The sequence below is a fragment of the Streptomyces sp. NBC_00358 genome, from assembly GCF_036099295.1.
GTDB lineage: Bacteria > Actinomycetota > Actinomycetes > Streptomycetales > Streptomycetaceae > Streptomyces.
In genome coordinates this window covers 3,005,980-3,030,470 of record NZ_CP107976.1, presented here as the reverse complement: position 1 = coordinate 3,030,470, position 24,491 = coordinate 3,005,980, and the positions used below count along the sequence as shown (strand labels likewise).

Annotated in this window: 23 protein-coding genes; 15 read left to right on the top strand and 8 right to left on the bottom strand. The window is 72.0% G+C overall.

Going from position 1 to position 24,491, the window contains the following annotated elements; genetic code table 11:
• Nucleotides 1-106 precede the first annotated feature (106 nt).
• The 3 genes from OHT01_RS12455 (at nucleotide 107) to OHT01_RS12445 (ending at nucleotide 3,157) form a co-directional block, all read left to right on the top strand.
• Nucleotides 107-877: a lysophospholipid acyltransferase family protein gene (locus tag OHT01_RS12455; RefSeq protein WP_328553209.1), complete on the top strand. Its 771-nt coding sequence runs from the start codon at nucleotides 107-109 to the stop codon at nucleotides 875-877.
• Entirely contained in the window at nucleotides 874-1,884 is a 1,011-nt protein-coding gene (locus OHT01_RS12450) for an NAD(P)H-dependent glycerol-3-phosphate dehydrogenase (protein ID WP_328553208.1), read from the top strand. The genes OHT01_RS12455 and OHT01_RS12450 overlap by 4 nt, the downstream gene beginning before the upstream one ends.
• A 115-nt stretch (nucleotides 1,885-1,999) precedes the next feature.
• Nucleotides 2,000-3,157, top strand: a complete 1,158-nt coding sequence (locus tag OHT01_RS12445; protein WP_328553207.1) for a D-alanine--D-alanine ligase family protein — start codon at nucleotides 2,000-2,002, stop codon at nucleotides 3,155-3,157.
• Between the two features lie 21 nt (nucleotides 3,158-3,178).
• Here the strand turns inward: OHT01_RS12445 and OHT01_RS12440 are convergent, their stop codons facing one another.
• Together OHT01_RS12440 and OHT01_RS12435 are read right to left on the bottom strand one after the other, a co-directional pair.
• Nucleotides 3,179-3,688, bottom strand: coding sequence for a DUF3515 domain-containing protein (locus OHT01_RS12440; protein WP_328553206.1), 510 nt, complete (start codon nucleotides 3,686-3,688; stop codon nucleotides 3,179-3,181).
• A 20-nt stretch (nucleotides 3,689-3,708) separates the two neighbouring features.
• A complete protein-coding gene (locus OHT01_RS12435; RefSeq protein ID WP_328553205.1) occupies nucleotides 3,709-3,942 on the bottom strand; it encodes an Lrp/AsnC family transcriptional regulator in 234 nt (77 codons plus the stop codon).
• A 206-nt stretch (nucleotides 3,943-4,148) separates the two neighbouring features.
• Here OHT01_RS12435 and OHT01_RS12430 point away from each other — a divergent pair, with 206 nt between their 5' ends.
• On the top strand, nucleotides 4,149-5,114 hold the full coding sequence (locus OHT01_RS12430; RefSeq protein WP_328553204.1) for a thiamine-phosphate kinase: 966 nt from the start codon (nucleotides 4,149-4,151) through the stop codon (nucleotides 5,112-5,114).
• Between the two features lie 178 nt (nucleotides 5,115-5,292).
• Here the strand turns inward: OHT01_RS12430 and rpmB are convergent, their stop codons facing one another.
• Complete coding sequence (rpmB, locus tag OHT01_RS12425) at nucleotides 5,293-5,478, bottom strand: 50S ribosomal protein L28 (protein WP_037625034.1); 186 nt, start codon at nucleotides 5,476-5,478, stop codon at nucleotides 5,293-5,295.
• 259 nt (nucleotides 5,479-5,737) lie between these two features.
• Here rpmB and OHT01_RS12420 point away from each other — a divergent pair, with 259 nt between their 5' ends.
• Nucleotides 5,738-7,666: a DAK2 domain-containing protein gene (locus OHT01_RS12420; protein ID WP_328553203.1), complete on the top strand. Its 1,929-nt coding sequence runs from the start codon at nucleotides 5,738-5,740 to the stop codon at nucleotides 7,664-7,666.
• A 42-nt stretch (nucleotides 7,667-7,708) separates the two neighbouring features.
• Here OHT01_RS12420 and OHT01_RS12415 read toward each other — a convergent pair whose 3' ends face one another.
• A complete protein-coding gene (locus OHT01_RS12415) occupies nucleotides 7,709-8,635 on the bottom strand; it encodes a DMT family transporter (protein WP_328553202.1) in 927 nt (308 codons plus the stop codon).
• A gap of 80 nt (nucleotides 8,636-8,715) precedes the next feature.
• Here OHT01_RS12415 and OHT01_RS12410 point away from each other — a divergent pair, with 80 nt between their 5' ends.
• Complete coding sequence (locus OHT01_RS12410) at nucleotides 8,716-9,639, top strand: LysR family transcriptional regulator (protein ID WP_328553201.1); 924 nt, start codon at nucleotides 8,716-8,718, stop codon at nucleotides 9,637-9,639.
• A 46-nt stretch (nucleotides 9,640-9,685) separates the two neighbouring features.
• On the opposite strand, the gene OHT01_RS12405 is transcribed toward OHT01_RS12410, so the two are convergent.
• On the bottom strand, nucleotides 9,686-12,733 hold the full coding sequence (locus tag OHT01_RS12405; RefSeq protein WP_328553200.1) for a tetratricopeptide repeat protein: 3,048 nt from the start codon (nucleotides 12,731-12,733) through the stop codon (nucleotides 9,686-9,688).
• A complete protein-coding gene (locus tag OHT01_RS12400) occupies nucleotides 12,730-14,568 on the bottom strand; it encodes an HSP90 family protein (protein WP_328553199.1) in 1,839 nt (612 codons plus the stop codon). Before OHT01_RS12400 ends, OHT01_RS12405 begins: the two co-directional genes overlap by 4 nt.
• Nucleotides 14,569-14,734: 166 nt before the next feature.
• On the opposite strand from OHT01_RS12400, the gene recG reads away from it, so the two are divergent.
• From recG to mutM, 8 genes are all read left to right on the top strand, one after another.
• Nucleotides 14,735-16,951, top strand: a complete 2,217-nt coding sequence (recG, locus tag OHT01_RS12395; protein WP_328553198.1) for an ATP-dependent DNA helicase RecG — start codon at nucleotides 14,735-14,737, stop codon at nucleotides 16,949-16,951.
• Between the two features lie 29 nt (nucleotides 16,952-16,980).
• Nucleotides 16,981-17,607 carry a 16S rRNA (guanine(966)-N(2))-methyltransferase RsmD gene (gene rsmD / locus OHT01_RS12390; RefSeq protein ID WP_328558098.1) on the top strand — a complete coding sequence of 209 codons (627 nt, stop codon included), beginning with the start codon at nucleotides 16,981-16,983 and terminating at the stop codon, nucleotides 17,605-17,607.
• Between the two features lie 26 nt (nucleotides 17,608-17,633).
• Nucleotides 17,634-18,113 (top strand): pantetheine-phosphate adenylyltransferase, encoded by a 480-nt coding sequence (gene coaD, locus OHT01_RS12385; protein WP_328558097.1) that lies wholly within the window; start codon nucleotides 17,634-17,636, stop codon nucleotides 18,111-18,113.
• A 99-nt stretch (nucleotides 18,114-18,212) separates the two neighbouring features.
• Complete coding sequence (locus OHT01_RS12380) at nucleotides 18,213-19,295, top strand: ATP synthase F0 subunit B (protein ID WP_328553197.1); 1,083 nt, start codon at nucleotides 18,213-18,215, stop codon at nucleotides 19,293-19,295.
• Nucleotides 19,296-19,470: 175 nt separating this feature from the next.
• Complete coding sequence (locus OHT01_RS12375) at nucleotides 19,471-20,115, top strand: YceD family protein (protein WP_328553196.1); 645 nt, start codon at nucleotides 19,471-19,473, stop codon at nucleotides 20,113-20,115.
• A gap of 2 nt (nucleotides 20,116-20,117) precedes the next feature.
• The gene (gene rpmF / locus OHT01_RS12370; RefSeq protein ID WP_006139588.1) at nucleotides 20,118-20,291 is read left to right on the top strand and encodes a 50S ribosomal protein L32; all 174 of its coding nucleotides are present in this window, start codon (nucleotides 20,118-20,120) and stop codon (nucleotides 20,289-20,291) included.
• A gap of 19 nt (nucleotides 20,292-20,310) precedes the next feature.
• Nucleotides 20,311-21,168 (top strand): ribonuclease III, encoded by an 858-nt coding sequence (gene rnc / locus OHT01_RS12365; protein WP_328553195.1) that lies wholly within the window; start codon nucleotides 20,311-20,313, stop codon nucleotides 21,166-21,168.
• Between the two features lie 306 nt (nucleotides 21,169-21,474).
• Nucleotides 21,475-22,335, top strand: a complete 861-nt coding sequence (gene mutM / locus OHT01_RS12360; protein WP_328553194.1) for a bifunctional DNA-formamidopyrimidine glycosylase/DNA-(apurinic or apyrimidinic site) lyase — start codon at nucleotides 21,475-21,477, stop codon at nucleotides 22,333-22,335.
• A gap of 48 nt (nucleotides 22,336-22,383) precedes the next feature.
• Here mutM and OHT01_RS12355 read toward each other — a convergent pair whose 3' ends face one another.
• Nucleotides 22,384-22,797: a winged helix-turn-helix transcriptional regulator gene (locus tag OHT01_RS12355; RefSeq protein ID WP_328558096.1), complete on the bottom strand. Its 414-nt coding sequence runs from the start codon at nucleotides 22,795-22,797 to the stop codon at nucleotides 22,384-22,386.
• 205 nt (nucleotides 22,798-23,002) lie between these two features.
• Between OHT01_RS12355 and OHT01_RS12350 the strand changes: the two genes are divergently transcribed.
• On the top strand, nucleotides 23,003-23,308 hold the full coding sequence (locus OHT01_RS12350; protein WP_328553193.1) for a hypothetical protein: 306 nt from the start codon (nucleotides 23,003-23,005) through the stop codon (nucleotides 23,306-23,308).
• Nucleotides 23,309-23,413: 105 nt separating this feature from the next.
• On the opposite strand, the gene OHT01_RS12345 is transcribed toward OHT01_RS12350, so the two are convergent.
• A complete protein-coding gene (locus tag OHT01_RS12345) occupies nucleotides 23,414-24,394 on the bottom strand; it encodes a CAP domain-containing protein (protein WP_328553192.1) in 981 nt (326 codons plus the stop codon).
• Nucleotides 24,395-24,491 lie beyond the last annotated feature (97 nt).

The window sequence follows — 24,491 nt, the reverse complement described above, 5'->3', positions numbered from 1 at the left end:
CGGTCACCCTGGCGGTCAGGACGTCGGGGCGTACGGTGTTCTCGACAGACAGGCGGCCTGGAGCGACACTTGTGCGGCCCCCCAGGCTCTAGAGGAAGGTGTCCGCGTGCCCCGCCGCAGAATCGGCTTCTGGTACCGCTTCGCTGCGGTTCTCTGCAAACCGCCGCTGGTGGTTCTGATCAAGCGGGACTGGCGTGGAATGGAGAACATTCCGGCCGAGGGCGGATTTATCACCGCGGTGAACCACAATTCCCACGTGGACCCGTTCGCGTATGCGCACTACCAGTACAACACCGGGCGTGTTCCGCGCTTCCTGGCGAAGGCCGGCCTTTTCAAGAAGGGATTCGTCGGCGCCGCGATGCGCGGCACCGGACAGATTCCCGTCTACCGCGAGAGCACCGACGCGCTGAGTGCCTTCCGGGCCGCGATCGACGCCGTGGAACGCGGTGAGTGCGTGGCGTTCTACCCCGAGGGCACGCTCACCCGTGACCCCGACGGCTGGCCGATGACCGGCAAGACCGGTGCGGCGAGGGTGGCCCTGCAGACCAGGTGCCCGGTGATCCCGGTCGCCCAGTGGGGCGCCAACGAACTGCTGCCCCCGTACGCCAAGAAGCCCAACATCCTTCCGCGCAAGACCCACCGCGTGCTCGCGGGCCCGCCGGTGGACCTCTCGCGCTTCTACGACCGGGAGATGAACCCGGACCTCCTGAAGGAGGTCACGGAGGTCATCATGGCCGCCATCACCGCGCAGCTGGAGCTGGTCCGCGGCGAGAAGGCGCCCGAGAAGGTGTACGACCCGCGCGAGGTGCGTGTCGCGCAGCGCCGCAAGGCCGCGGCCAAGGCCCGAGCACAGCAGGAAGAAGGGCAGGGCACGTGAGCAAGCCGGTCAGGGCGGCCGTCTTCGGGACCGGATCGTGGGGCACGGCCTTCGGCATGGTGCTCGCCGACGCGGGGTGCGACGTCACCCTGTGGGCGCGCCGTCCCGAACTCGCCGACGCGGTCAACTCCACGCGGATGAACCCGGACTACCTCCCCGGGATCGAGCTACCGGAGAACCTGCGGGCCACCGCGGACCCGGCCGAGGCCGCGCGCGACGCCGACTTCACCGTGCTCGCCGTGCCCTCCCAGACACTGCGCGGGAACCTCGCGGAGTGGGTGCCGCTGCTCGCCCCGGACACCGTGCTCGTCTCCCTCATGAAGGGCGTCGAACTCGGCACCGTGAAGCGGATGAGCGAGGTCATCGAGGAGGTCGCCAAGGTCTCCGCGGACCGTGTCGCCGTCGTCACCGGGCCCAACCTCGCCAAGGAGGTCGCCCAGCGGATGCCCGCGGCGGGCGTCGTCGCCTGCCGCGACGAGGAGGTGGCCCGGCGCATCCAGACCGCCTGCCACACCCCGTACTTCCGCCCGTACACGAACACCGACGTGGTGGGCTGTGAACTCGGCGGCGCGGTCAAGAACGTGATCGGTCTCGCCGTCGGCATCGCCGACGGCATGGGCCTGGGCGACAACGCCAAGGGCTCGCTGATCACCCGCGGTCTGGCCGAGACCACCCGGCTCGGACTCGTCATGGGCGCCGACCCGATGACGTTCTCGGGCCTCGCCGGACTCGGGGACCTGGCCGCGACCTGCTCCTCGCCGCTCTCCCGCAACCACACCTTCGGCATCAACCTCGGCAGGGGCATGACCCTCCAGGAGACCATCGCGGTCACCCGGCAGACCGCCGAGGGCGTCAAGTCCTGTGAGTCCGTGCTGGATCTGGCCCGCAGGCACGGTGTCGACATGCCGATCACGGAGACCGTCGTCAGCATCGTCCACGAGGGCAAGCCCCCGGTGGTCGCCCTCAAGGAGCTGATGTCGCGCAGCGCGAAGTCCGAACGCCGCTGAGGCGCCCGGCGAACCGCCAGGTGGGCGACGCTCCGCAACGGTGGGTACGACGCTGAGCAACGGCCGTCGTGGGGCGCTGACTCACCGCCGTACCACCGGGTACTCTCAACCCGATATGAGCACCGAGAACCTCTCCCAGAACCCTGAGCAGCCGCCTCGCAAGCCGCGTGTGGCCGTCGTCTTCGGCGGCCGCAGCTCCGAACACGGGATCTCCGTGGTCACGGCCGGCGCCGTCCTCAGCGCCATCGACCGTACGAAGTACGACGTACTGCCGATCGGCATCACACAGGACGGCCGTTGGGCGCTCACCGCGGACGAGCCGGAACGCATGGCGATCATCGACCGCAGGCAGCCCAGCGTCGAGCAGCTCGCCGAGTCCGGCGAGGGCGGCGTGGTGCTCCCCGTCGACCCGGCCAACCGCGAAGTCGTCTACAACGAGCCCGGTTCGGTCCCCAAGGCGCTCGGCGAGGTCGACGTCGTCTTCCCGATGCTGCACGGCCCGTACGGCGAGGACGGCACCCTCCAGGGCCTCCTGGAGCTGTCCGGGGTCCCCTACGTCGGCTCGGGCGTCCTCGCCTCGGCCGTCGGTCAGGACAAGGACTACATGAAGCGGGTGTTCACCTCGTTCGGCCTCAAGGTGGGCCCGTACGTGGTGATCCGGCCGCGTGAGTGGCAGCAGGACGAGTCCGCCGCCCGCAAGAAGATCGTCGACTTCGCGGGCGAGCACGGCTGGCCGCTCTTCGTGAAGCCCGCGCGCGCGGGTTCGTCGTTCGGCATCACCAAGGTCGACGACCTCTCGGGCCTCGACGAGGCCATCGCGGAGGCCCAGCGGCACGACCCGAAGATCATCGTGGAGGCGCTGCTGCGCGGCCGCGAGATCGAGTGCGGGGTCCTGGAGTTCGAGGACGGGCCGCGCGCCTCGGTCCCCGCGGAGATCCCGCCCGTGCAGTCGCACGCCTTCTACGACTTCGAGGCCAAGTACATCGACTCGGCCGACGGGATCGTGCCCGCGCCGCTGACCGGTGAGCAGACCGCGGAGGTACGCCGGCTCGCCGTCGAGGCCTTCGAAGCGGCCTCCTGCGAGGGCCTGGTCCGCGCGGACTTCTTCCTCACCGAGGACGGCGAGTTCGTGATCAACGAGATCAACACGATGCCGGGCTTCACGCCGATCTCCATGTACCCGCGCATGTGGCAGGAGACGGGCGTCGGTTACTCGGAGCTCGTCGACCGCCTGATCCAGGCGGCGCTGCGGCGGTCCACGGGACTGCGCTGAGCAACCCGCGGAACCACGGTGTCAGTCGGCGATCCCCTTGGGGATCGCCTTCTTGACGGATGCGGCCAGGTCGACGAGCACTCCGGAGACATCGACGCTCCCGGGCACCGTGACCTGGACGTACGCCAGACGCGAAGCGGTGGTGAGGCGGGTCGTCCCGTCGTCCTGCTTCTCCATCAGCCAGTCGACGCCGTTCACACCCCCGCCGACCGCCTTCGGGTCGTCGCCGGTCGCCACCTTCGGATCGACCATCTTCGGAGGCCGCTCGACACCGCAGCGCAGTATGATCGCCGGGCTTCCCCAGCCCGCGGTCAGCGCGGACCGGGGCTGCGGGTCCTCACGGCCGTGGCCGTCCACCGTCCTCGGCAGCGCCCTGTCCAGGTTCTGGCACAGCTCGGTGACCTTCGCGTCCGGAGTCGGAACCGCGACGGACGCGTTGTCGTCTGCTGAGGAGCAGCCCGCGATCGCGATCAGCGCCGCGAGAGCGGGCGGCCCGAGGAGAGCGGTGCGCCGGTGACGGAAGAAGTTCACCGGCCAAGGGTAGACGGGGGCTACAGGTGCACGACCGGGCAGGTCAGGGTGCGGGTGATGCCGTCCACTTGCTGGACCTTGGCGACCACCATGCGACCGAGGTCATCGACGGTGTCGGCCTGGGCGCGCACGATGACGTCGTACGGTCCTGTCACGTCCTCGGCCGTGATCACCCCCGGGATCTTGCTGATCGTCTCGGCGACGGTCGACGCTTTGCCGACCTCCGTCTGGATCAGGATGTACGCCTGTACCACGGAACCTCCAGGGCGGCCACGAGGATCATGTGGGGAAAAGGAACGCCACGGTATCGCGTTGCCGCGCGCCACGGGGAGACCCGCGGTGACTGGGGCTCGCGCGCCGGGGTGGAGGGACTGCGCAAGTTGACGGTCAACTCGACCGTACCGAGTACTCAGACGGCTCGCGACCGGGCACGAGCAGCGACAGAGGGAGCACGACGATCATGAAGGGCACCGTGGGCGAGTTGGGGGAGTTCGGGCTCATCCGAGAGCTCACCTCGCGTCTCACCACCACCCCGGCCGTCCGGGTCGGACCCGGCGACGACGCCGCGGTGGTCGCCGCGCCGGACCGCAGGGTCGTGGCGAGCACCGACATCCTCCTCGAAGGACGGCACTTCCGCCGCGACTGGTCCACGGCGTACGACGTCGGCCGCAAGGCGGCCGCGCAGAACCTCGCGGACATCGCCGCGATGGGCGCCGTCCCGACCGCGCTGCTGCTCGGCCTGGTCGTGCCCGCCGAACTCCCGGCCACCTGGCCCTCCGAGCTGATGGACGGGCTGCGCGACGAGTGCCAGGTCGCGGGCGCGGCCGTGGTCGGAGGGGATGTCGTACGGGGCGAGACCATCACCATCGCGATCACCGCGCTCGGCGATCTGCGCAACCACGAGCCGGTCACCCGGGGTGGCGCGCAGCCCGGTGACGTCGTCGCCGTGACCGGCTGGCTGGGCTGGTCCGCCGCGGGGTTCGCGGTGCTCTCGCGGGGCTTCCGCTCGCCGCGCGCCTTCGTCGAGGCGCACCGCCGGCCCGAACCGCCGTACCACGCGGGTCCGGCGGCCGCCGGGCTCGGCGCGACCTCGATGACGGACGTCAGCGACGGGCTGATCGCCGACCTCGGGCACATCGCCGAGGCGAGCAAGGTGCGCATCGACATCCGCTCCGGGGACATCGACGTCCCGTCCCAGATGAACGACATCGGCCAGGCCGTCGGCGTCGACCCCATCCAGTGGGTGCTCACCGGTGGCGAGGACCACGCGATCGTCGCCACCTTCCCGCCGGACGTGAAGCTGCCCGCGCGCTGGAAGGTGATCGGTGAGGTCCTCAACCCGTCGGCCCTGCCCCAGGTCACCGTGGACGGCGCCCCCTGGACGAGCAAGGGCGGCTGGGACCACTTCGGGGACATCGAGTCCTGAGACGCACGTGTGGGGCGCCGGGACGCGCGGCGTCCCGGCGCCCCACACGCACGCACGGAGGCGGGAAGGACGGAGGCAGCAAAGGAAGACAGTAAAAGAAGGCAGCAAAAAACCCGCCCACCGTGAGGTGGACGGGCTCAGTGCAGACGTACCAGCAGTGGCCGCGCGCTAGCGGTTGTCAGCGCGTGACCTTGCCGGCCTTGATGCACGAGGTGCAAGCGTTCACGCGCTTCGGCGTCCCGCCCACCACGGTACGAACGCGCTGGATGTTGGGGTTCCAGCGACGCGGTGTACGGCGGTGCGAGTGCGAGATGTTGTTGCCGAAGCCCGGCCCCTTGCCGCAGACGTCGCAGTTGGCAGCCACGGGTCACTCCAAAGACTTCAGATGCACTTACGGTTGATCCCGGCATGCCGAGAATCAAGATCTAGGATCTGAGTGGCGGTGCCAGGGGGATGGCCCGATCGGATCGGGCAACTGGAGCAGCATACAACGACTGCGTCCGGAGAACGAAACTACCATGACCTGCCGGTCCGCGACTCCGCCCTCCTCGGGGCCCTCTACCGGCAGTAACCCTTTCTGGGTCTACGCTGCGTCCCACGTCCAGCAGCCCAAGGAGGCGCAGGTGCCGCAGGTGCCGCAGACATTCGATGCTCTCGCGGTGCGCACCTGGTGCGGCCTCGCGCTGGAGGCCCTGGGCCGCGCGCGCGAGGAGATCGACGCGATCAATGTCTACCCGGTCGCCGACGGGGACACCGGGACGAACCTGTATCTGACGATGGAATCGGCCGCGGCCGCGGTCGAGGCGGTGTTCGCGGGTCACGAGGCGATGGCCCCCGGGGCCCCGGGGCGGGACGAGCCCGCCGCGGGGCACGGGCCGGCCGAAGACGTCGTGGCGGCCTCAGGCGTCGGGGCCGCGGACGGGAGCGGTGTTCCCCTCGCCGACGCGGCGCGGGCGATGGCGCACGGCGCCCTGATCGGAGCCCGGGGCAACTCCGGAACCATCCTCGCGCAACTGCTGCGGGGCATGGCGCAGGTGCTCGCCGCCGACAGTGAGACGGCTCACACCGACGGCGCGGGCATGCGCCTCGCCCTGCGCAACGCCGCCGATTCCGCGCGCAAGGCCGTCGCGCACCCCGTCGAGGGAACGGTCCTCACCGTCGCCTCGGCCGCCGCCGAAGCCGCCTTCGGCGTCGAGGGGGACTGCGCCGCGGTCGCGAACGAGGCCTACGAGGGAGCCTGCGCCGCGCTCGCCGAGACCACCGGGCAACTGGCCGTCCTGGAGCACGCCGGTGTGGTCGACGCGGGCGGCCGGGGGCTGGTGGCGGTACTGGCGGCGCTGGTCCAGACGTTCACGGGGGAGGCGCCGAGGACACCCGGGGCCTGCGCGGGCCTCACCGGGCGCGGTGCGGAGCCCGTTCCCGATGCCACGGCCGCGTCCGGGGCGTCCGGTGTCCCCGAGGCCGGAACCCCCGGCTCCCGGGACACCCGACCGGGAGCCGGCCCAGCCGGCCGAGCCGGTGCGGGCGAGCGCCCTGGTCCGGCCGCGTACCGGGCCGACGGGTCCAACGGGTCCGGCGGGACCGACGCGACGGACGTCTGCGCGGACGGGGCCGCGGGGGACGGCAACCCCGCCTTCGAGGTGATCTACCTCCTGGAGGCCGAGGACGCCGCCGTGGACCGTCTGCGGGACCGGCTCGACGGGCTCGGCGACTCCCTGGTCGTGGTCGGCGGCGACGGACTGTGGAACGTCCATGTGCATGTGGACGACGCGGGCGCGGCCGTCGAGGCGGGCGTCGAGGCGGGCCGGCCGCACCGCATCCGGATCACCCACTTCGGTCTCGGCGACGTGCACACCGGCGCCGGGGCCGGGCGTCCGCCCCGCGAGCGGGCGCAGCGCGCCGTCGTGGCCGTCGTGCCGGGCGAGGGCCTGGCCGGGCTGTACACGGAGGCGGGGGCGACCACCGTGCTGGCGCGGCCGGGGGAGCCGCCCGCCAGCGGGGAGCTCGTGGAGGCCGTACGACGGGCCCACGCGCGCGAGGTGGTGCTGCTGCCCAACGACGCCGACCTGCGGCACACCGCGGCGGCGGCCGCCGAACAGGCCCGCGCCGAGGGCGTCCGGGTCGCGCTGATCCCGACCAGGTCCGCGGTGCAGGGCATCGCCGCGCTCGCCGTGCACGAACCCGAGCGCCGCTTCGACGAGGACGTCGTCGCGATGACCTCGGCGGCGGGCGCCACCCGCTACGCCGAGGTCGCCGTCGCCGAACGGCAGTCCTGGACCATGGCCGGGATCTGCCAGGCCGGGGACGTCCTCGGCCTCATCGACGGCGACGTCGCGATCATCGGCGCCGACCTCACCACCACGGCGGAGACCGTCCTCGACCGCATGCTGGCGGCGGGCGGCGAGATGGTCACCCTCGTCCTGGGCGACGAGGCCCCCGAGACCATCGCCGCGCACCTGGAGTCCCGGGTACGGGAGTCGTATCTCGCGGTGGACACCGTGGTGTACCGGGGCGGGCGCCAGGGCGCGCTGCTGCTGATCGGCGTCGAGTAGCGGAGCCGAGCGGAGCGGCAGCGGTGAGCGTTGAAGCGGCGGTCAGGCGGTCGCGGGGACCGTGTCCCGCCGGGGCTCCTCTGTGCGTACGACCGTCCGGTGGGCGCGTTCGACGGCCTGCCCCCAGTACGTTCCGGCGACCATGAGCACGGCACCGAGGGCGGTGAGCACCGTGAGGTGCTCGCCGCCCATGCCGATGCCGACCGCGACGGCCCAGACCGGCTCGGTGCCCAGCAGCAGACTGGCCCGGCTGGCGGAACCCCGCTGCACCGCCCAGGTCTGGGCGAGGAAGGCGAACACGCTGCAGAACAGGGCGAGATAGAGAAGCTGCGCCCAGCCCGAGGCATCGACCCTGCCGAGCGCCGGCAGTGCGTTGGCGGCCGGCACCGCGAACAGGACGGTGCCGACGACCGTCTGGACGGCCGTCAGGTGCAGGGGCCGTACGGAGCGACGGGCGGTGAGCCGCCCCACGAGCGCCACATGGGCGGCGCGGACCAGCGCGGCGGCGAGGATCAGCAGATCGCCGCTCCGGGGCGAGTGGAAACCGCTGCCGGACACCAGGAGCCCGACGGCCAGGAGGCACAGACCGGTGGCGGCGAAGTAGCGCGCCGGCAGCCCGGCCGTGCCGGCCGTACGGTCCAGCAACGGGGTGAGGACGACGGTGAGGCTGATGAGCAGGCCCGCGTTGGCCGCGCTGGTGTGCGCGACACCGTACGTCTCCAGGACCAGGACCGCGGCCTGGGTGACCCCCAGCACCGCCCCGAGGCGGAGCTCGTCGCGCGTGCAGCGCCCTGTCCGGCGCCGGGCGGCGACGAGGGCGACACAGGCGACGGCCGCGATGCCGTACCGCACGAACAGGACGAGGAGGACGGGGAGCGTCGAAGTGGCGGTCTTGGCGGCCAGATAACTGGAACCCCAGACGGCGGCGACAAGGAGAAGCACCGCGTCGGTGCTGCGGACTCGGGACACGCCCACACGCTCCCGCACCCCGACCCTGAAGCACAGAGCGAAGTTCTTCACCGCCTTTTAAGCATCACTACAATGAACGGGTGAACGAGCGGCAACTGCGGATCTTGCGGGAACTCGGTGAGCTGGGAAGCGTCACAGCCGTCGCGGAGGCGCTGCTGATGACCCCCTCGGCGATCTCGCAGCACCTGCGCCTGCTGCAGCGCTCGATCCCCGTCCCGCTCACCGAACGCGACGGACGGCGGCTGGTGCTGACGGACGCCGGGCGGGCCCTGGCCGGTGCGGCGATCGAGGTGGAGAGCGCGCTCGCCCGGGCACGGCACTGCGTGGACGAGTTCGTCGAGGAGCCGGCCGGAGACGTGTCGGTGGCCGCCTTCCACAGCGCGGGCGCCACCTTCTTCCCGGTCCTGCTGCGCGGCCGGACCCCGGCGGCCCCACGGCTCTCGTTCGCCGACGAGGACGTGGCGCAGGACCAGTTCCCCCGGCTGACACGGGACTACGACCTCGTCCTCGCCCATCACCTCGCGCACGCGCCGCCCTGGCCGCGCACCGTCACCGCGACCACCCTGCTGCGCGAACCCCTCGACGTCGCCATGCCGGCCGACCATCCGCTGGCCCGCCGGGAGCGACTGACCCCGGGTGATGTCGCCGACCGGCCCTGGATCACCGTGCACGACGGGTTCCCGCTGATGGCCACCATCGACGCCATCGCGACCGCCGCGAACCGGCGGCTCGACATCGTCCACCGCATCAACGAGTTCTCGGTCGTCGCGGAGACGGTCGCCGCGGGGGGCGGGCTCGCCCTGATGCCCCGCTGGACCACGCGCCCGCATCCCGCGCTGGTTCTGCGACCGCTCAGCGGGGTCCACGCCGTACGGCGCATCGACGTGCTCCACCGCCCCGAACGCGTGGCACGCAGGGCCGTACGAACGGTGCTCGACGAACTGCGCCGTGCGGCCCGGACGATCCGCGGCGACGACGCCCCGGATCACGACACCGGAGTGTGAGGACCAGCCCGGTGCCCTGGCATGCCACGGCACCGCACGGCATCGGTCAGGGCTTGTCGGCCTTCTCCAGGAGCGCGAGCATCTCCTCGGCGTCGGCACGCCGGGCCCCGGCGACCTCGCCGTCCAGCCGCGCGCACGCGGCCAGGACACCGCGCGCGCGTGCCGTGGCGGCCTCGCGCCGTCCCAGGTCGGCCTCCAGCCGGCAGGCCGCCAGCTCCGCCCTCGTCCGGGCGCCGAGCAGGTCGTCCCCGAGGGAGGCGAACACGGGGATCGCCAGGGCGATGTACCCGAGGGCCTCCTCGAACGCGACCCGCATGACGGCCTCCTCCGCGCCCTCCGGTACGGAACGGGCCACCAGGTCCCCGAACTGGCAGTGGCTGTGCCCGAGTTCGGCGACGGCGCGGCGCCGCGCCCCCTCGTCCCCGAACCCGTCACCGCCTTCGGAGCGGGAGCCGCCCGGCGTGCCCGGGGGCTGTGCCCCCGGTGACTTCGGTGCCGTGCCCCAGGCCTGGACCGCCGACTCGCACTCCTGGACCGCCGCGCCCATCAACTCCCGCGCCGCGTCGAGCCCTCCGTCCAGCCGGGCCGCGGCCCACGCACGGGCCCGGAGCGCCCGGACCAGCCCGTGGACGTCGCCCAGCTCGCGCCAGAGGTCGCCCGCGCGGGCGTACGCCTGATCCGCCTGGGCGGTCAGCCCCGCATGCCCCAGGGCCTCGGCCGCGAGGTGCGCGAGCATCGCGTGGTCGCGCTGCTCGGGCCAGTGCCGGGCGATGTCCGCGGCGCGCAGCCAGTGTTCGGCGGCCTCGCGGTGCTCACCGAGCTCGGTGAGGCAGTCGCCCAGCCACCAGCGCGTCTGCACGATCGCGCCGTCGCCGTGCATCTCGCCGGTCAGGTCCGGCAGCGCCGACTCCAGGATCTCGGCGGCCTCCGCCCACCGGCCCCGGCGGAGCAGGAACCCCCCGAGCTGGTGGCGCGCCCAGGCCCCGAGCGTGACGGCCTCGCCGGCTTCGTCGGCCCAGTGCGCGGCCTCCAGGGCGTGCTCGGAGGCGGGGCCGAACTGCCCGGTGGCGGCGAGTATCTCGGCCAGCCGGAGGTGCAGTTGGGCATGGCCGGCCGGCTCCAGATGGGAACCCCCGTGGTCCAGCGCCGCCCGCGTCGCCCGCTCCGCCGCCTCCGAGTCGCCGAGGTGCATCGCGATCCCGGCGAGCCGGGAGTCGTACTCGACGGCGAACCACGGCAGCCCCGCCGCCACGAACCCCTCGACCGCCCGCGTGAGAAGCGCGGCGGCGGCCTCGGCGTCATCGGCGCGGGCCGCGAGCTCCCCGAGCATCGCGTACGCCTCGGCGGCCCGCGACGCCAGTGCCACATCGTCCCCGGCATACGGCTCCGCGAGGGCCAGCAACTCCCGCGCGGCCTCCTCGGCGGCCACCAGGACATCACCCTCGGTGCCGGTGAGAGGCTGCCCGCTCTCCGGACCGGCCTCCAGCTCGTCCACCCGCTGCATCAACGTCCGTGCCCGCCCCACCAGCACGGACGCCGTCTGGGACACCTCGGTCCCGCCCTCCTCGAAGAGGGCCAGCACCTCTTCGCGCAGCTCCGCGACGGTGTCCAGGACCTCCGCGGCCCCGCCGGACAGCGCCCGGACGTACGCGGCGCGGGAACGGGCCGCCAGCGCCTCGCCGGGGTCACCCGCCTCGGCGTACAGCTCGGCGGCCCGGTGGAAGAGAGCGGCGCCCTGCGGCCCGCGGCCCATCGCCTCGTGGTCGGCGATCTCCGCGCGGTCGCGTACGTCCAGTTCGCGGCCCTCGGAGGCGCGCGAGACCGCCGCCCACGCCGCCACCGCGTCCGGGTCCCGCCGCGCCGAGAGCCGCCGGGCCTCGGTGAGCAGCGCGTCCAGATCGGGTCCGGCGGCCTCGGCCACGGTCTGCGGCGGGGGCGCGGCCACCGGCGCCGACACCCGCGGTCCGGTGCGTGCGGGGCGCGTGGAGCGCACCCCCAGCGGCAGCCGGTCGACGAGCGCCGGACGGTCCATCCGCGCACGGGCGCGCTCGCTGACGTACGACGTGCCGTTGCGGGCGTCGAACCGCGCGGCCAGCGCGAGCGCCTCCCCGCGCGCGTGCACGGCGAGTCCCGCCGCCGTCCACGCGCTCCCGGCAGGCCCCGGAACCGGCTGTCCGCCGAGCCCGAGGAAGGTCAGACGGTCCATGGTGAGCGCCACCACCGCCATGAAGTCCAGCTTGCTGCGCGGGTCCCCGGAGTCCGTGAAGTAGGCCGGGCGCTCCGCGAGCAGTTCCAGGGCGCGTGCCTCGTTGCCGGTGAGGGCGCAGAACTCCACATGGTCCGCGTACGCGCCCCGCATGCTCTCCATGGCCCGTACCAGCCGGAATCCGCGCAGATGATGGGCGCGCGCCTCCTCGACGCGTCCGAGGCGCAGCAGCGGCAGCAGGGAGGACGCGAGGACGGTGTGCGGCTGGTGGGCGCACGTGTACTCGCCCTCCAGGACCGGCGCCCACAGCTCCAGCGCCTCCGGGTCCGCGCCGCGCACCGACCGCCACCACCCCTGCCCGTGCAGCTCGCACGCGTGGCAGTCGGCCATCGAGTCGCGGTCCGCGGCCATCCACGCGGTGTACGCCCGCTCGGCGCGCTCCAGGTCGCCCAGGTGCGCGGCGACGCTGAACTCGGCGCTGCGCACGGCCCGTTCGGAGTGACCGGCGAGTCGGTAGCGCCGCTCCATCTCGCCGAGCCACTTCTCTATGGAGGCGAGCGGGACGTGCGGCTGGTCGAGCATGCCCGCCGACATCCACTTGAAGACCCAGTGCAGCGAGTGGATCTCGAACTCGTCGAAGTCCTCGGGGTGTTCGTCCCACATGCGCAGCAGGCGCGCGAAGGGGACGAACATCTTGCCCTTCTCGGAGCTGTAGTTGTAGACCTTCAGCTGGTGTCCGAGCGCCTCGACGACGGCGAGCGGGATGTTCAGCCGCTCGGCCTCCACGAGCAGTTGCTCCGCGCGCGCGTTGCGGCCGGGCCCCTCCGGCTGCTCGTAGTTGTCCGCCATCGCCCGGCGCAGCGTGTCGAAGTCCATGGCCGGGCTCATCGGCGGTCGTCCTTTCCGGGGTCGGTGTGGGTGGCCCACTCCAGGAGGCCGAGGAAGGCGCGGTTGAGGAGCGCCGAGTCCGCGGGCCGGAGCGGGCGCTGGGCCATCAGCAGGGCCTGTCCGTAGAGCGACTCCGTCGCGGTGCCCATCAGGTCCGGATCACCGAGCGAACTGATCCTGCGGATCAGCGGGTTGAGGTGGTTGAGGACCAGACGCGCGCGCGGTGCGCTGCCGCGCAGCGAGCCGAGGATGCCCGCCCACAGATCGTCGGCCTGCTCCTCTGCCTCCGCGCGGGCCTGTTCGTGGCGGGCCGCCCGGTCGTCCAGATGCAGGGCGGGCACCGACATGGGGTGGAAGGCACGCAGGACCACATCGCAGTTCAGCGGGTCGAGCCGGGCCCGCGCGGCCCCCAGGAACGCCGACAGGGCCAGTTCCTCGGCCGGGTCCACGGCGTCCAGATGAGCCGTCACGGTGTCCGCGTCCAGCTCCGAGACGACCGTCCCGGGGCGCACGGCGGGCAGCGCCTCGATCAGCTCGCTGTCGTACGTGTAGCCGCCGTTGACGACCCCGACGCCCTGCGCGGAGGCGATCGGCGCGACCTGCCGGTACTCCTCGACGGTCCGCGTGAAGTGCACCACCGGGTGGCGCTGCGCGAACTCCTCCAGGGACAGCCGTCCGTCGGTCGTCTCGAAGGGCAGCCACGGCAGCATCGTGCGCAGCATCTCCGCGTCGTGCCGCGCCAGCGACTTCACACCCAGGTGGTGCACGGACAGGAAGGCGGCCAGTCGTTCCGGATCGCCCGCCGCGAGCCCCGTCAGCCAGGACCGGATGCGCTCGCCGAGCGCCTCCCGTACGGCGGCGAGGGTCTCGTCCTCGTACAGCGACTCACGGGACGCGGTGGGCCGCAGACTGTCCGTGTCGAGGACGCAGCGCACGAAGAACGCCCAGTCGGGCAAAAGCTGTTCGGCCCGCTCGGTGAGCAGCATGCCCTTCAGGTGCACGCGGTGGCCAGCGCGCTGGGCGGGGCTGACCGCCGACGGCAGGACGTAGGCCACGCCGCGGATCCCGGCGACCGGCACGTCCAGGTCGATCGAGTCCAGCGGAACGAACCCGAACAGCTCGTGACAGTGCCGGGCCAGCGCCACCCTTCGGCCGGCCGGACTCGGATAGGGCCGGTCCCAGGGCGCGGGAAGGTCCGCGATCGGCTCGTCGCCGACGCGCACGTCGTAGGGCAGCAGCGCCCCGAAGTCGCGCGCCAGCGAACGGACCCGCTCCTCGCTCAGCCACTCGCCCGCCCCGGCGCGCGCCACCAGATGCACGGTGGTGCCCGGTTCGGTGCGCGCCTCGTGCGGCAGGGTGCGCACCGTGTACGAGCCGTCGTCGGCGGCCGTCCACTCGACCGGCGCCGCGTCGGGCGTCCGGGCGCTGCGGCTGACCACCCGGATGCGCTCGGCGACGACGAAACACGCCAGCAGCCCGATGCCGAACTGGCCGAGGAAGTCCGAACGCGCCGACTCCAGGCCGTCGTTCCGCTTGGAACTGCGGCCGATCGTCGCCAGCAGGCTGTGCACGTCGGACTCGGTGAGCCCGACGCCGGAGTCCTCCACCCGCAGGGTGCCGCCCTCGGCGTACAGACGCACCGTGGCCGGGGCGTCCGGCTCCCCGGCGCGCCGCGCGGTGATCGCGTCGACCGCGTTCTGCAGCAGTTCGCGCAGATAGACCTTGGGGCTGGAGTAGAGGTGATGGGAGAGGAGGTCGACCAGACCGCGCAGGTCGACCTGGAACGTATGAGGTGACGGGGAGGCCGGGGAGGGCTGTGAGGTCTGGGAGTCCATCGTCGCTGCGCCGGTGGGTGGGGGACGTGCGACGGCGCGGGGTCGGGCGGTCCCGGGGGACGGTGACCGCGAAGAGGGCCGGAGCGCGTCATCCTAGGCCCGGAACGAGCCGTCTGACCAGCGGATTTCCGGGACGTATACGGCAATGTCAGTGCCGTGGTGTGCAATGGATCTCGTGCCCGTGCTCGAAGAACCACTGAAGAAGGCGCTCGGTCCCGCCACCGCGAAGGTGATGGCCGAGCACCTCGGCCTGCACACCGTCGGCGACCTGCTGCACCACTACCCGCGCAGATACGAGGAGCGCGGGCAGCTCACCCACCTCGCCGACCTGCCGCTGGACGAGCATGTGACGGTGGTCGCCCAGGTCGCCGACGCGCGCCTGGCCACCTTCGCCTCGTCCAAGGCGCCCCGCGGCAAGGGGCAGCGCCTCGAAGTCACCATCACGGACGGCAGCGGCCGCCTCCAGCTCGTCTTCTTCGGGCACGGCGTGCACAAGCCCCACAAGGACCTGCTCCCCGGCACCCGCGCGATGTTCTCCGGCAAGGTGTCCGTCTTCAACCGCCGCCTCCAGCTCGCCCATCCGGCGTACGAACTGCTGCGCGGCGACGGCGAGGAGGCCGTGGAGAGCGTCGACAGCTGGGCGGGCGCCCTCATCCCGATCTACCCGGCCACCGCCAAGCTGGAGTCCTGGAAGATCGCCAAGTCGGTGCAGACGGTGCTGCCGAGCGTCCAGGAAGCGGTCGACCCCCTCCCGGACTCGCTGCGCGACGGCCGCGGCCTGGTCACCCTCCCCGAGGCACTTCTCAAGGTCCACCGCCCGCACACCAAGGCGGACATCCACGACGCCCGCGCCCGCCTCAAGTGGGACGAGGCCTTCGTCCTCCAGGTCGCCCTGGCCCGCCGCCGCCACGCCGACGCCCAGCTCCCCGCCGTCGCCCGCGTCCCCGCACCGGACGGCATGCTCACCGCCTTCGACGCCAAGCTCCCCTTCACCCTCACCGAGGGCCAGCGGAAGGTCTCCAAGGAGATCTTCGACGGCCTCGCCACCGAACACCCGATGCACCGACTGCTGCAGGGGGAGGTGGGCAGCGGGAAGACGATGGTCGCCCTGCGCGCCATGCTCGCCGTCGTCGACGCGGGTGGGCAGGCCGCGATGCTCGCGCCCACCGAGGTGCTCGCCCAGCAGCACCACCGGTCGATCACCGAGATGATGGGCGAGCTGGCGCAGGGCGGCATGCTCGGCGGGGCCGAGCACGCGACGAAGGTCGTGCTGCTCACCGGCTCCATGGGGGCGGCGGGCCGGCGCCAGGCGCTGCTCGACCTGGTCACCGGCGAGGCCGGGATCGTGATCGGCACCCACGCCCTGATCGAGGACAAGGTCCAGTTCCACGACCTGGGCCTGGTCGTGGTCGACGAGCAGCACCGCTTCGGTGTCGAGCAGCGCGACGCCCTGCGCGGCAAGGGCAAGCAGCCCCCGCACCTCCTGGTCATGACCGCCACGCCCATCCCGCGCACGGTCGCGATGACGGTCTTCGGCGATCTGGAGACCTCCGTCCTCGACCAGCTCCCCGCCGGGCGCTCCCCGATCGCCAGCCATGTCGTCCCCGCCGCGGACAAGCCGCACTTCCTCGCACGCGCGTGGGAGCGCGTGCGCGAGGAAGTGGAGAACGGCCATCAGGCGTACGTCGTCTGCCCCCGCATCGGCGACGGGGACGACGACCCGAAGAAGGGCGCCAAGAAGAAGTCCCCCGAGGACGAGGCGGAGAAGCGTCCGCCGCTGGCCGTCCTCGACGTCGCCGCCCAGCTCGCCGAGGGCCCCCTCCAGGGCCTCAAGATCGAAGTCCTGCACGGCCGGATGCACCCCGACGACAAGGACGCCGTCATGCGCCGCTTCGCCGCGGGCGAGACGGGCGTCCTGGTGGCGACGACCGTGATCGAGGTCGGCGTGAACGTGCCGAACGCCACCGCCATGGTGATCATGGACGCCGACCGCTTCGGCGTCTCCCAGCTCCACCAGTTGCGCGGCCGCGTCGGCCGCGGCTCGGCCGCCGGGCTCTGCCTGCTGGTCTCCGAGATGCCGGAGGCGAGCCCGGCCCGTCAGCGGCTGAACGCGGTGGCCTCGACCCTGGACGGCTTCGAGCTCTCCCGCATCGACCTCGAACAGCGCCGCGAGGGCGATGTCCTCGGCCAGGCCCAGTCCGGTGTCCGCTCCTCGCTGCGCATGCTCGCCGTCATCGACGACGAGGAGATCATCGCGGAGGCCCGCGAGGAGGCCACCGCCGTCGTCGCGGCGGACCCGGAGCTCACGGGCCTCCCCGGCCTGCGCACCGCCCTGGACGCCCTCCTGGACGAGGAACGGGAGCAGTACCTGGACAAGGGCTGAGCAGCGGCGAGGGGCCCACGGCTGAGAGACTGGGAGGAACCGACACACCCCCAGCGCAAAGGACCCTCATGACCCGCGTGATCGCCGGCCGGGCCGGCGGACGCCGTCTGGCCGTCCCGCCGGGCACCGGCACCCGCCCCACCTCCGACCGGGCGCGCGAGGGACTCTTCTCCACGTGGCAGTCCCTGCTCGGCGGCCCGCTGGAGGGCGAGCGCGTGCTCGACCTGTACGCCGGCTCGGGCGCCGTGGGCCTGGAGGCGCTCAGCCGCGGCGCCGGACACACCCTGCTCGTCGAGGCGGACGCCCGCGCGGCCAGGGTCGTCCGCGAGAACGTGAAGTCCCTGGGCCTGCCCGGCGCCGAGGTCAGAGCGGGCAAAGCGGAACAGATCATCCGGACGGCGGCACCGGAGGACCCCTACGACCTGGTCTTCCTCGACCCTCCGTACGCCGTCTCGGACGACGATCTTCGGGAGATTCTGCTCACACTCCGGACCGGGGGCTGGCTCGCCGACGATGCGCTCGTCACCGTGGAGCGCAGCACCAGAGGCGGTGAATTCGGCTGGCCGGACGGTTTCGAAGCCGTCAGGGCCCGTCGGTACGGCGAGGGAACGTTTTGGTACGGTCGCGCCGCCTCTACGTGCGAAGACGCACGATGACCGGACCGGAGAGCGAGGGACCACTGTTGCGCCGCGCCGTCTGTCCGGGGTCATTCGACCCCATCACCAATGGACACCTCGACATCATCGCCCGTGCCTCCGCGCTGTACGACGTCGTGCACGTCGTGGTGATGATCAATCAGTCGAAGCAGGGCCTGTTCACGGTCGACGAGCGGATCGAGCTGATCCGCGAGGTCACGGCCGAGTTCGGCAACGTCCAGGTCGAGGCCTACCACGGCCTCCTCGTCGACTACTGCAAGCAGCGGGACATCCCGGCCATCGTCAAGGGTCTGCGCGCGGTCAGCGACTTCGACTACGAACTCCAGATGGCCCAGATGAACAACGGGCTCTCGGGTGTCGAGACCCTGTTCATCCCGACCAGCCCCACCTACAGCTTCCTCTCCTCCTCACTGGTCAAGGAAGTCGCGAACTGGGGCGGTGACATCTCCCATCTGGTGCCGCCGGTGGTCCTGGAGGCGCTCAAGGGGCGGCTGGGCCAGGACTGAGCGACTGACAGTCCGTCACCCGGTGTCGGGCGGGGCAGGAGTGGTCGTACAGTCGACCCGTCCGTCTCCATCACAGCTGTAGAGAGTGGCGAGCACACGGTGGACGTGCAGAAGAAGCTCGATGAGATCGTCGCGGCGGTCGGCAGTGCCCGTTCCATGCCCATGTCGGCCTCGTGCGTGGTCAACCGCGCCGACCTGCTGTCGATGCTGGAAGAGGTGCGCCAGGCGCTGCCCGGCTCCCTCGCCCAGGCGCAGGAGCTGATCGGCGGCCGCGAGGAGATGGTCGAGCGGGCCCGTCAGGAGGCCGAGCGGATCATCGAGACCGCGCACGCCGAACGGGGCTCCCTGATCTCCGACACCGAGGTCGCCCGCCGCTCGCAGAACGAGGCGGACCGGATCCTCGCGGAGGCCCGCAAGGAGGCCGAGGAGGTCCGCGCCGAGGCCGACGACTACGTCGACTCCAAGCTCGCCAACTTCGAGGTCGTCCTCACCAAGACCCTCGGCTCCGTCGGCCGCGGCCGCGAGAAGCTCCTCGGCGCCGGTCCGGGCCTCGACGAGCAGGGGTACGAGGACGAGGACGCGCCGGAGCGCAGTCACGACCCGGAGACCCTGCGCCGCAACGCCGACGAATACGTCGACATCAAGCTCGGCGCCTTCGAGGCCGTCCTCGCCAAGACCCTGGAGGCCGTCGGCCACGGCCGGCGGAAGCTGCACGGCCGGATCGCCAGCGACGACCTCGGCGACCTGAGCGCCTTCGGGGAGGACGGGACGCCCGGCGCGCACACCAGCGACGCCGACTACCTGGCCGGCCTCGCGGAGCTCGCCGACGTGCCCGAGCAGCCCGTGCAGACCCCGGAGCCGGCCGCGCAGCCCTCCTACGGGCAGCAGCAGGAGGCGTACGCCTACCAGCAGCAGGCCGACCCGTACGGCTATCAGCAGGGCTACGCCCCGCAGCAGGACGCGTACGGCTACCAGCAGGCCGACCCCTACGCCGCCTACCAGCAGCAGGGCTACGACCAGCAGCAGACGTACGACCAGAACCAGCAGCAGGTCTACGCCCAGCAGCAGGCCCACGCCATGGACCAGCAGAACCACGCCCTCGACGAGGCCAGCCTCTTCGACACCAGCATGATCAGCGCCGAGCAGCTCAGGGCGTACGAGCAGGGGCGCGGCGGCCACTGACCACCGGGTCAGGAGGGGCGCGTACCGGCGGCCGGGACCGCGGGTACGGACCGGATTGGGCCGAAAGCGAAAGGTCCAGTATCCTGGCTCTTCGGTCGCGTGTACGTCCGCGATCCACGCTGCCCGCGGGAGACCAAGGGCGGCGTTCCCTTGAGTTCGAAGATCGAAAGCAGGAATGGCTCTGAACGCCCGCCTCGACCACCGCAATCCTCTCGTGTTCGACACGCACGAGCTGGGGCGGCGTCCTGGCGCGCTCCAGCGCCTGACCCGCACGATCGACGCTCCCACGGATCTGGGGATCCAGGGTGTCATCGGAGTGCCGGAAGGCGCGCCGGTGGAGCTCGGACTCCGTCTGGAGTCGGTCATGGACGGGGTGCTTGTCACAGGCACCGCCCGTGCATCGGCCAAGGGGGAGTGCGTAAGGTGTCTGGAGCCGCTCGAGCAGGCGCTCAGAGCGGATTTCCAGGAGATGTTCTCGTACCCTGACGCCGATGACCGGGGCCGCCCCAAAGCGGAGCCGGTCGACGACGCCGAGGACGACGAGGACACGCTCTTCCTCGAGGACGGCCTGTTCGACCTCGAACCCGTGCTGCGTGATGCGGTGGTGCTCGCACTGCCGATGCAGCCGGTGTGCCAGGACGACTGCCCCGGCCTGTGCTCCGAGTGTGGAGCGCGGCTCGCGGACGACCCGGAGCACCAACATGACGCCGTCGACATCCGTTGGGCGGCACTGCAGGGACTCGCCGGTTCACTCGAAGATGGCGAGAAGGACGAGTTGAGCGGCGCCGAAGCTGGCGTCGACGAGAAGCAGGAGAAGTAGCCGTGGCTGTTCCGAAGCGGAAGATGTCGCGCAGCAACACGCGCCACCGCCGGTCGCAGTGGAAGGCTGCGGTCCCCACCCTGGTTGCGTGCGAGCGCTGCCACGAGCCCAAGCTGCAGCACATCGCGTGCCCGGCTTGCGGCACCTATAACAAGCGCCAGGTCCTCGAGGTCTGAGCGGCCGGTGAGAGGTCTGATGTCTGACGCCAAGGCGGATACAAACGCCAAGAAAAAGGCGGACAACACAGCCTCGTCCCACACGCTTCTGGAAGGGCGGCTCGGCTACAAGCTCGAGTCCGCCCTTCTGGTGCGTGCGCTGACCCACCGTTCCTACGCGTACGAGAACGGCGGTCTGCCGACCAACGAGCGTCTGGAGTTCCTCGGGGACTCCGTACTGGGCCTCGTGGTCACGGACACGCTGTACCGCACCCACCCCGACCTGCCCGAGGGCCAACTGGCCAAGTTGCGGGCCGCGGTGGTCAATTCTCGTGCGCTGGCGGAAGTGGGCCGCGGCCTCGAACTCGGCTCCTTCATCCGGCTCGGCCGGGGCGAGGAAGGCACGGGAGGCCGGGACAAGGCGTCCATTCTCGCCGACACCCTTGAAGCGGTGATCGGCGCCGTCTATCTCGACCAGGGGCTGGAGGCCGCGGGCGAACTCGTCCACCGGCTCTTCGATCCGCTGATCGAGAAGTCCTCGAATCTTGGTGCCGGCCTGGACTGGAAGACCAGTCTCCAGGAACTCACGGCGACCGAGGGGCTCGGAGTTCCCGAGTACCTGGTCTCCGAGACCGGCCCGGACCACGAGAAGGTCTTCACTGCTGCCGCCCGCGTCGGAGGCGTCTCGTACGGCACCGGCACCGGCCGCAGCAAGAAGGAGGCGGAGCAGCAGGCCGCGGAGTCCGCGTGGAATGCCATCCACTCCGCCGCGGCCGAACGCGCGAAGTCGGCCCAGGCCGCCGAACAGGCGGCTCGTGCCGCCCAGCAGGCGGCTCAGGACATCGAGGAGACCGCCGACGCCTCCTCGACGCCGACGACCGACACGGCCACCGCCTGAATCCTTCGACAGCTGAAGCACCGCAGCACCCGCAGTACCTCGCAGTACCGGACCCCGCCGCAGCGCACTCGCGCCGCGGCGGGGTCCGCGCGTTGCCCCCGCGGCCGACTCCGCGGGACTCTCGCCACGCAGGCCCAACTCCCGGGCGGTGGAGGGTCGCTGGGCCGGGACGGAGCGACCTGGGTGCCCGGGGGCGGGGCGGGCGGGGTGCCCGGGGACGGGGCCGGACCGCTCGCCGACGGCGGTCGTCGAGTGCGATGTACGCTTCCGGCATCATCCGCTCAGCCCGCCCTCCGGAGGAGTCCCGTGCCCGAGTTGCCCGAGGTCGAAGTCGTGCGGCGGGGCCTGGAGCGCTGGGTCACCGGGCGGGTCGTGAGATCGGTCGAGGTCCGGCATCCGCGGGCCGTGCGGCGCCATCTGGCGGGGCCCGACGGCTTCGCGAAGGCGCTCGCCGGACACCGGATCGGTGCGGCGATGCGCCGCGGCAAGTATCTGTGGCTCCCGCTCGACGACTCCCCGTACTCCGTGCTCGCGCACCTCGGGATGAGCGGTCAGCTCCTGGTGCAGCCGGAGGACGCCGCCGAGGAGAAGCACCTGCGCATCCGCATCCGCTTCGAGGACGAGAGGGGCACCGAGCTCCGCTTCGTCGACCAGCGCACGTTCGGCGGGCTGTCGCTGCACGAGAACACCCCGGACGGCCTTCCCGACGTCATCGCGCACATCGCCCGTGACCCGCTCGACCCGCTCTTCGACGACGCCGCGTTCCCCACGGTGCTGCGGGCCCGTCGTACGACGATCAAACGCGCCCTGCTCGACCAGTCGCTGATCAGCGGCGTCGGGAACATCTACGCGGACGAAGCGCTCTGGCGCTCCAAGCTGCACTACGAACGCCCGACGGCGACCATGACCCGGCCGCGCACGGCCGAACTCCTCGGCCACGTCCGCGACGTCATGAACGACGCCCTCGCCGTCGGCGGCACCAGCTTCGACAGCCTGTACGTCAACGTCAACGGCGAGTCGGGCTATTTCGACCGCTCGCTCGACGCGTACGGGCGTGAGGGGGAACCCTGTCATCGCTGCGGGACGCCGATGCGCCGGCGGGCCTGGATGAACCGCTCCAGCTACTTCTGCCCGCGCTGCCAGCGGGCCCCGCGCCCGGGAGTCTGACGCTCCGGGCCTCCCGGGTGGTCCGGGCCTCCCGGGGGTCCGGCGCTCTTACGCCCCGCGGCTCTCGTCGTAGCGTCCCCGGGCCTCAAGGACGTCGTCCATGCGGCCCTCGACGAAGGTGATGAGGGTCAGCAGCCGCTCGGCGACCTCGCGGCCCAGCGGCGTGAGGGTGTAGTCGACGCGCGGCGGGTTCGTGGGCCGCGCGTCGCGGTGCACCAGACCGTCGCGCTCCAGCGCGTGCAGGGTCTGGGAGAGCATCTTCTCGCTGACGCCGTCGACCCGGCGGCGCAGTTCGTTGAACCGGAACGTGCCGTCGTGCAGCGCTCCCAGCGTGAGCGAGCCCCAGCGTCCGGTGACGTGCTCCAGCGTGCCCCGGGAGGGGCAGCCGCGAGCGAACACGTTGTACGCGAGGTCCCCGCCGTCGGCGCACTCGGAGCGCACGTCACTCTCGGCACACGCCATGGCCCTCGCGGACGATTCCATACCCACAGCATACGCAGCCACAGCGCCGTCCAGGGGGCGGCGCTAACTTCTGGATAGCCCCCGTCCGCCGCGCTCGGCGGCTCGGCTCCATGAGTACGGGTGCTCATGTGCGGCGGCCGCCGGATCGCCATGCTGGGCCGTGAGCGGTCGACGGACCGGCGGCCGCGGACGGAATGTGGTGGGTATGGCGCGCGGGAGGGAGCCGTCGACCGGACGGCAGGCCGTGATGGGCGTGGCGCTGCTCGTCGGCGGCGTGGTGGTCGTCTGGGGACTGCTGTTCGTCCACGGGATCACGGGATGGTCCGAGGGAGGCGGTGTCGCACCCGCGGCGTCGGTCTTCGCGTGGCGGACAACCTGGTGCCTGGCCACCGGCGCCGTGGTCACGGGCGCCGGTCTGCTCGCCTCCGGATGGCGCATCCCCGGCGCCGTACAGCTCATGGTCCTGGGGATCGGAGCGCTCAAGTTCCACTCCCTCGCCGCAGGTCACTAGCGCGCGACGTCCGGCCCCGGGAGCCACGGTAGGCCGGACGGACGGGAGGTACGTACTGTCATGGCCGACCCCCCGAGCGGGCCGGCCACGCGTTCTGCGGTTGGCTCAGTAGCCGAAGTCCTGCGTCCACCAAGGGCCGCCCGTGCCGAAGTGGACTCCGACACCGAGGGTCTTGAAGTCGCAGTTCAGTATGTTGGCCTTGTGGCCGGGGCTGTTCATCCAGGCGTCCATGACGGCGGCGGCGTCGGCCTGGCCGCGGGCTATGTTCTCGCCGCCGAGGCTGGTTATCCCGGCCTTCGCCGCACGGTCCCAGGGGGTGAGTCCGCTCGGGTCGGTGTGGTCGAAGAAGTCCCGCGCCGCCATGTCCTCGCTGAAGGTCTGGGCCAGGTCCGACAGGGCGCTGTTCGCGGCCACCGGGCTGCAACCGACCTTCGCCCGCTCGTCGTTGACGAGCTTGAGCACCTCGGCCTCGGCGGCCGTGTTCGCCGACACGTCGACCGGGGACGTGGTGATCGGCGCCTTCGTGGCGGTCTGGGACGGCTCCGGAGCCGCGGGCGCCGTCGGCTGCTCCGTGGGCTCGGCGGTCGGCTTCTTCGGCTTCGAAGGCTGCTTCGTGGTCGGAGCGGCCGACGGCGCCGTGGTGGTCGGAGCGGCCGAGGGCGTCGCGGCGCGCTGGGCGCCGCGGCTCGTCGACGAACCGGCGTCACGGGAGTCCGCGCTGCCCGAGGTGCCGCCCTGCTGGGTGTCGATGCTGGACGGGGAGCTCGCGGCCTGGACGCTGTCGGAGTTGTTGCTGCCACCGCCGAGCGCGTAGTTGTCGGCGCCGGGCACGACACCGGCGGCGACAGCCACGGTGCCGAGGGCCACGGCCGCCGAGACGCCGAGCAGCCCCGTCTTGACCGGGCTCGGACCCTTCCGCTTGCGGTGCGAGCGGTTGGCGGCGGCGGACGGGAGATCGGCGACGGCCGCGTAGCCGTACAGGTTCTCCGGGCCGTAGCTGTCCGCGTGGGTACCGCTCGTATCTGTGACTCCGGTGGCGCGCCCTGTGGCGGCGCGGCCGGCGTCGGAGCGTCGGTGGCGTCCCATCTCTTGGGCCTTCCTCGATCTTGAGTCAGCGATCCTCACCTGAACCTCACCCGAAAGAGTGAGTTTCTAATGAGACTCATTGGGTCGGGACGGTACC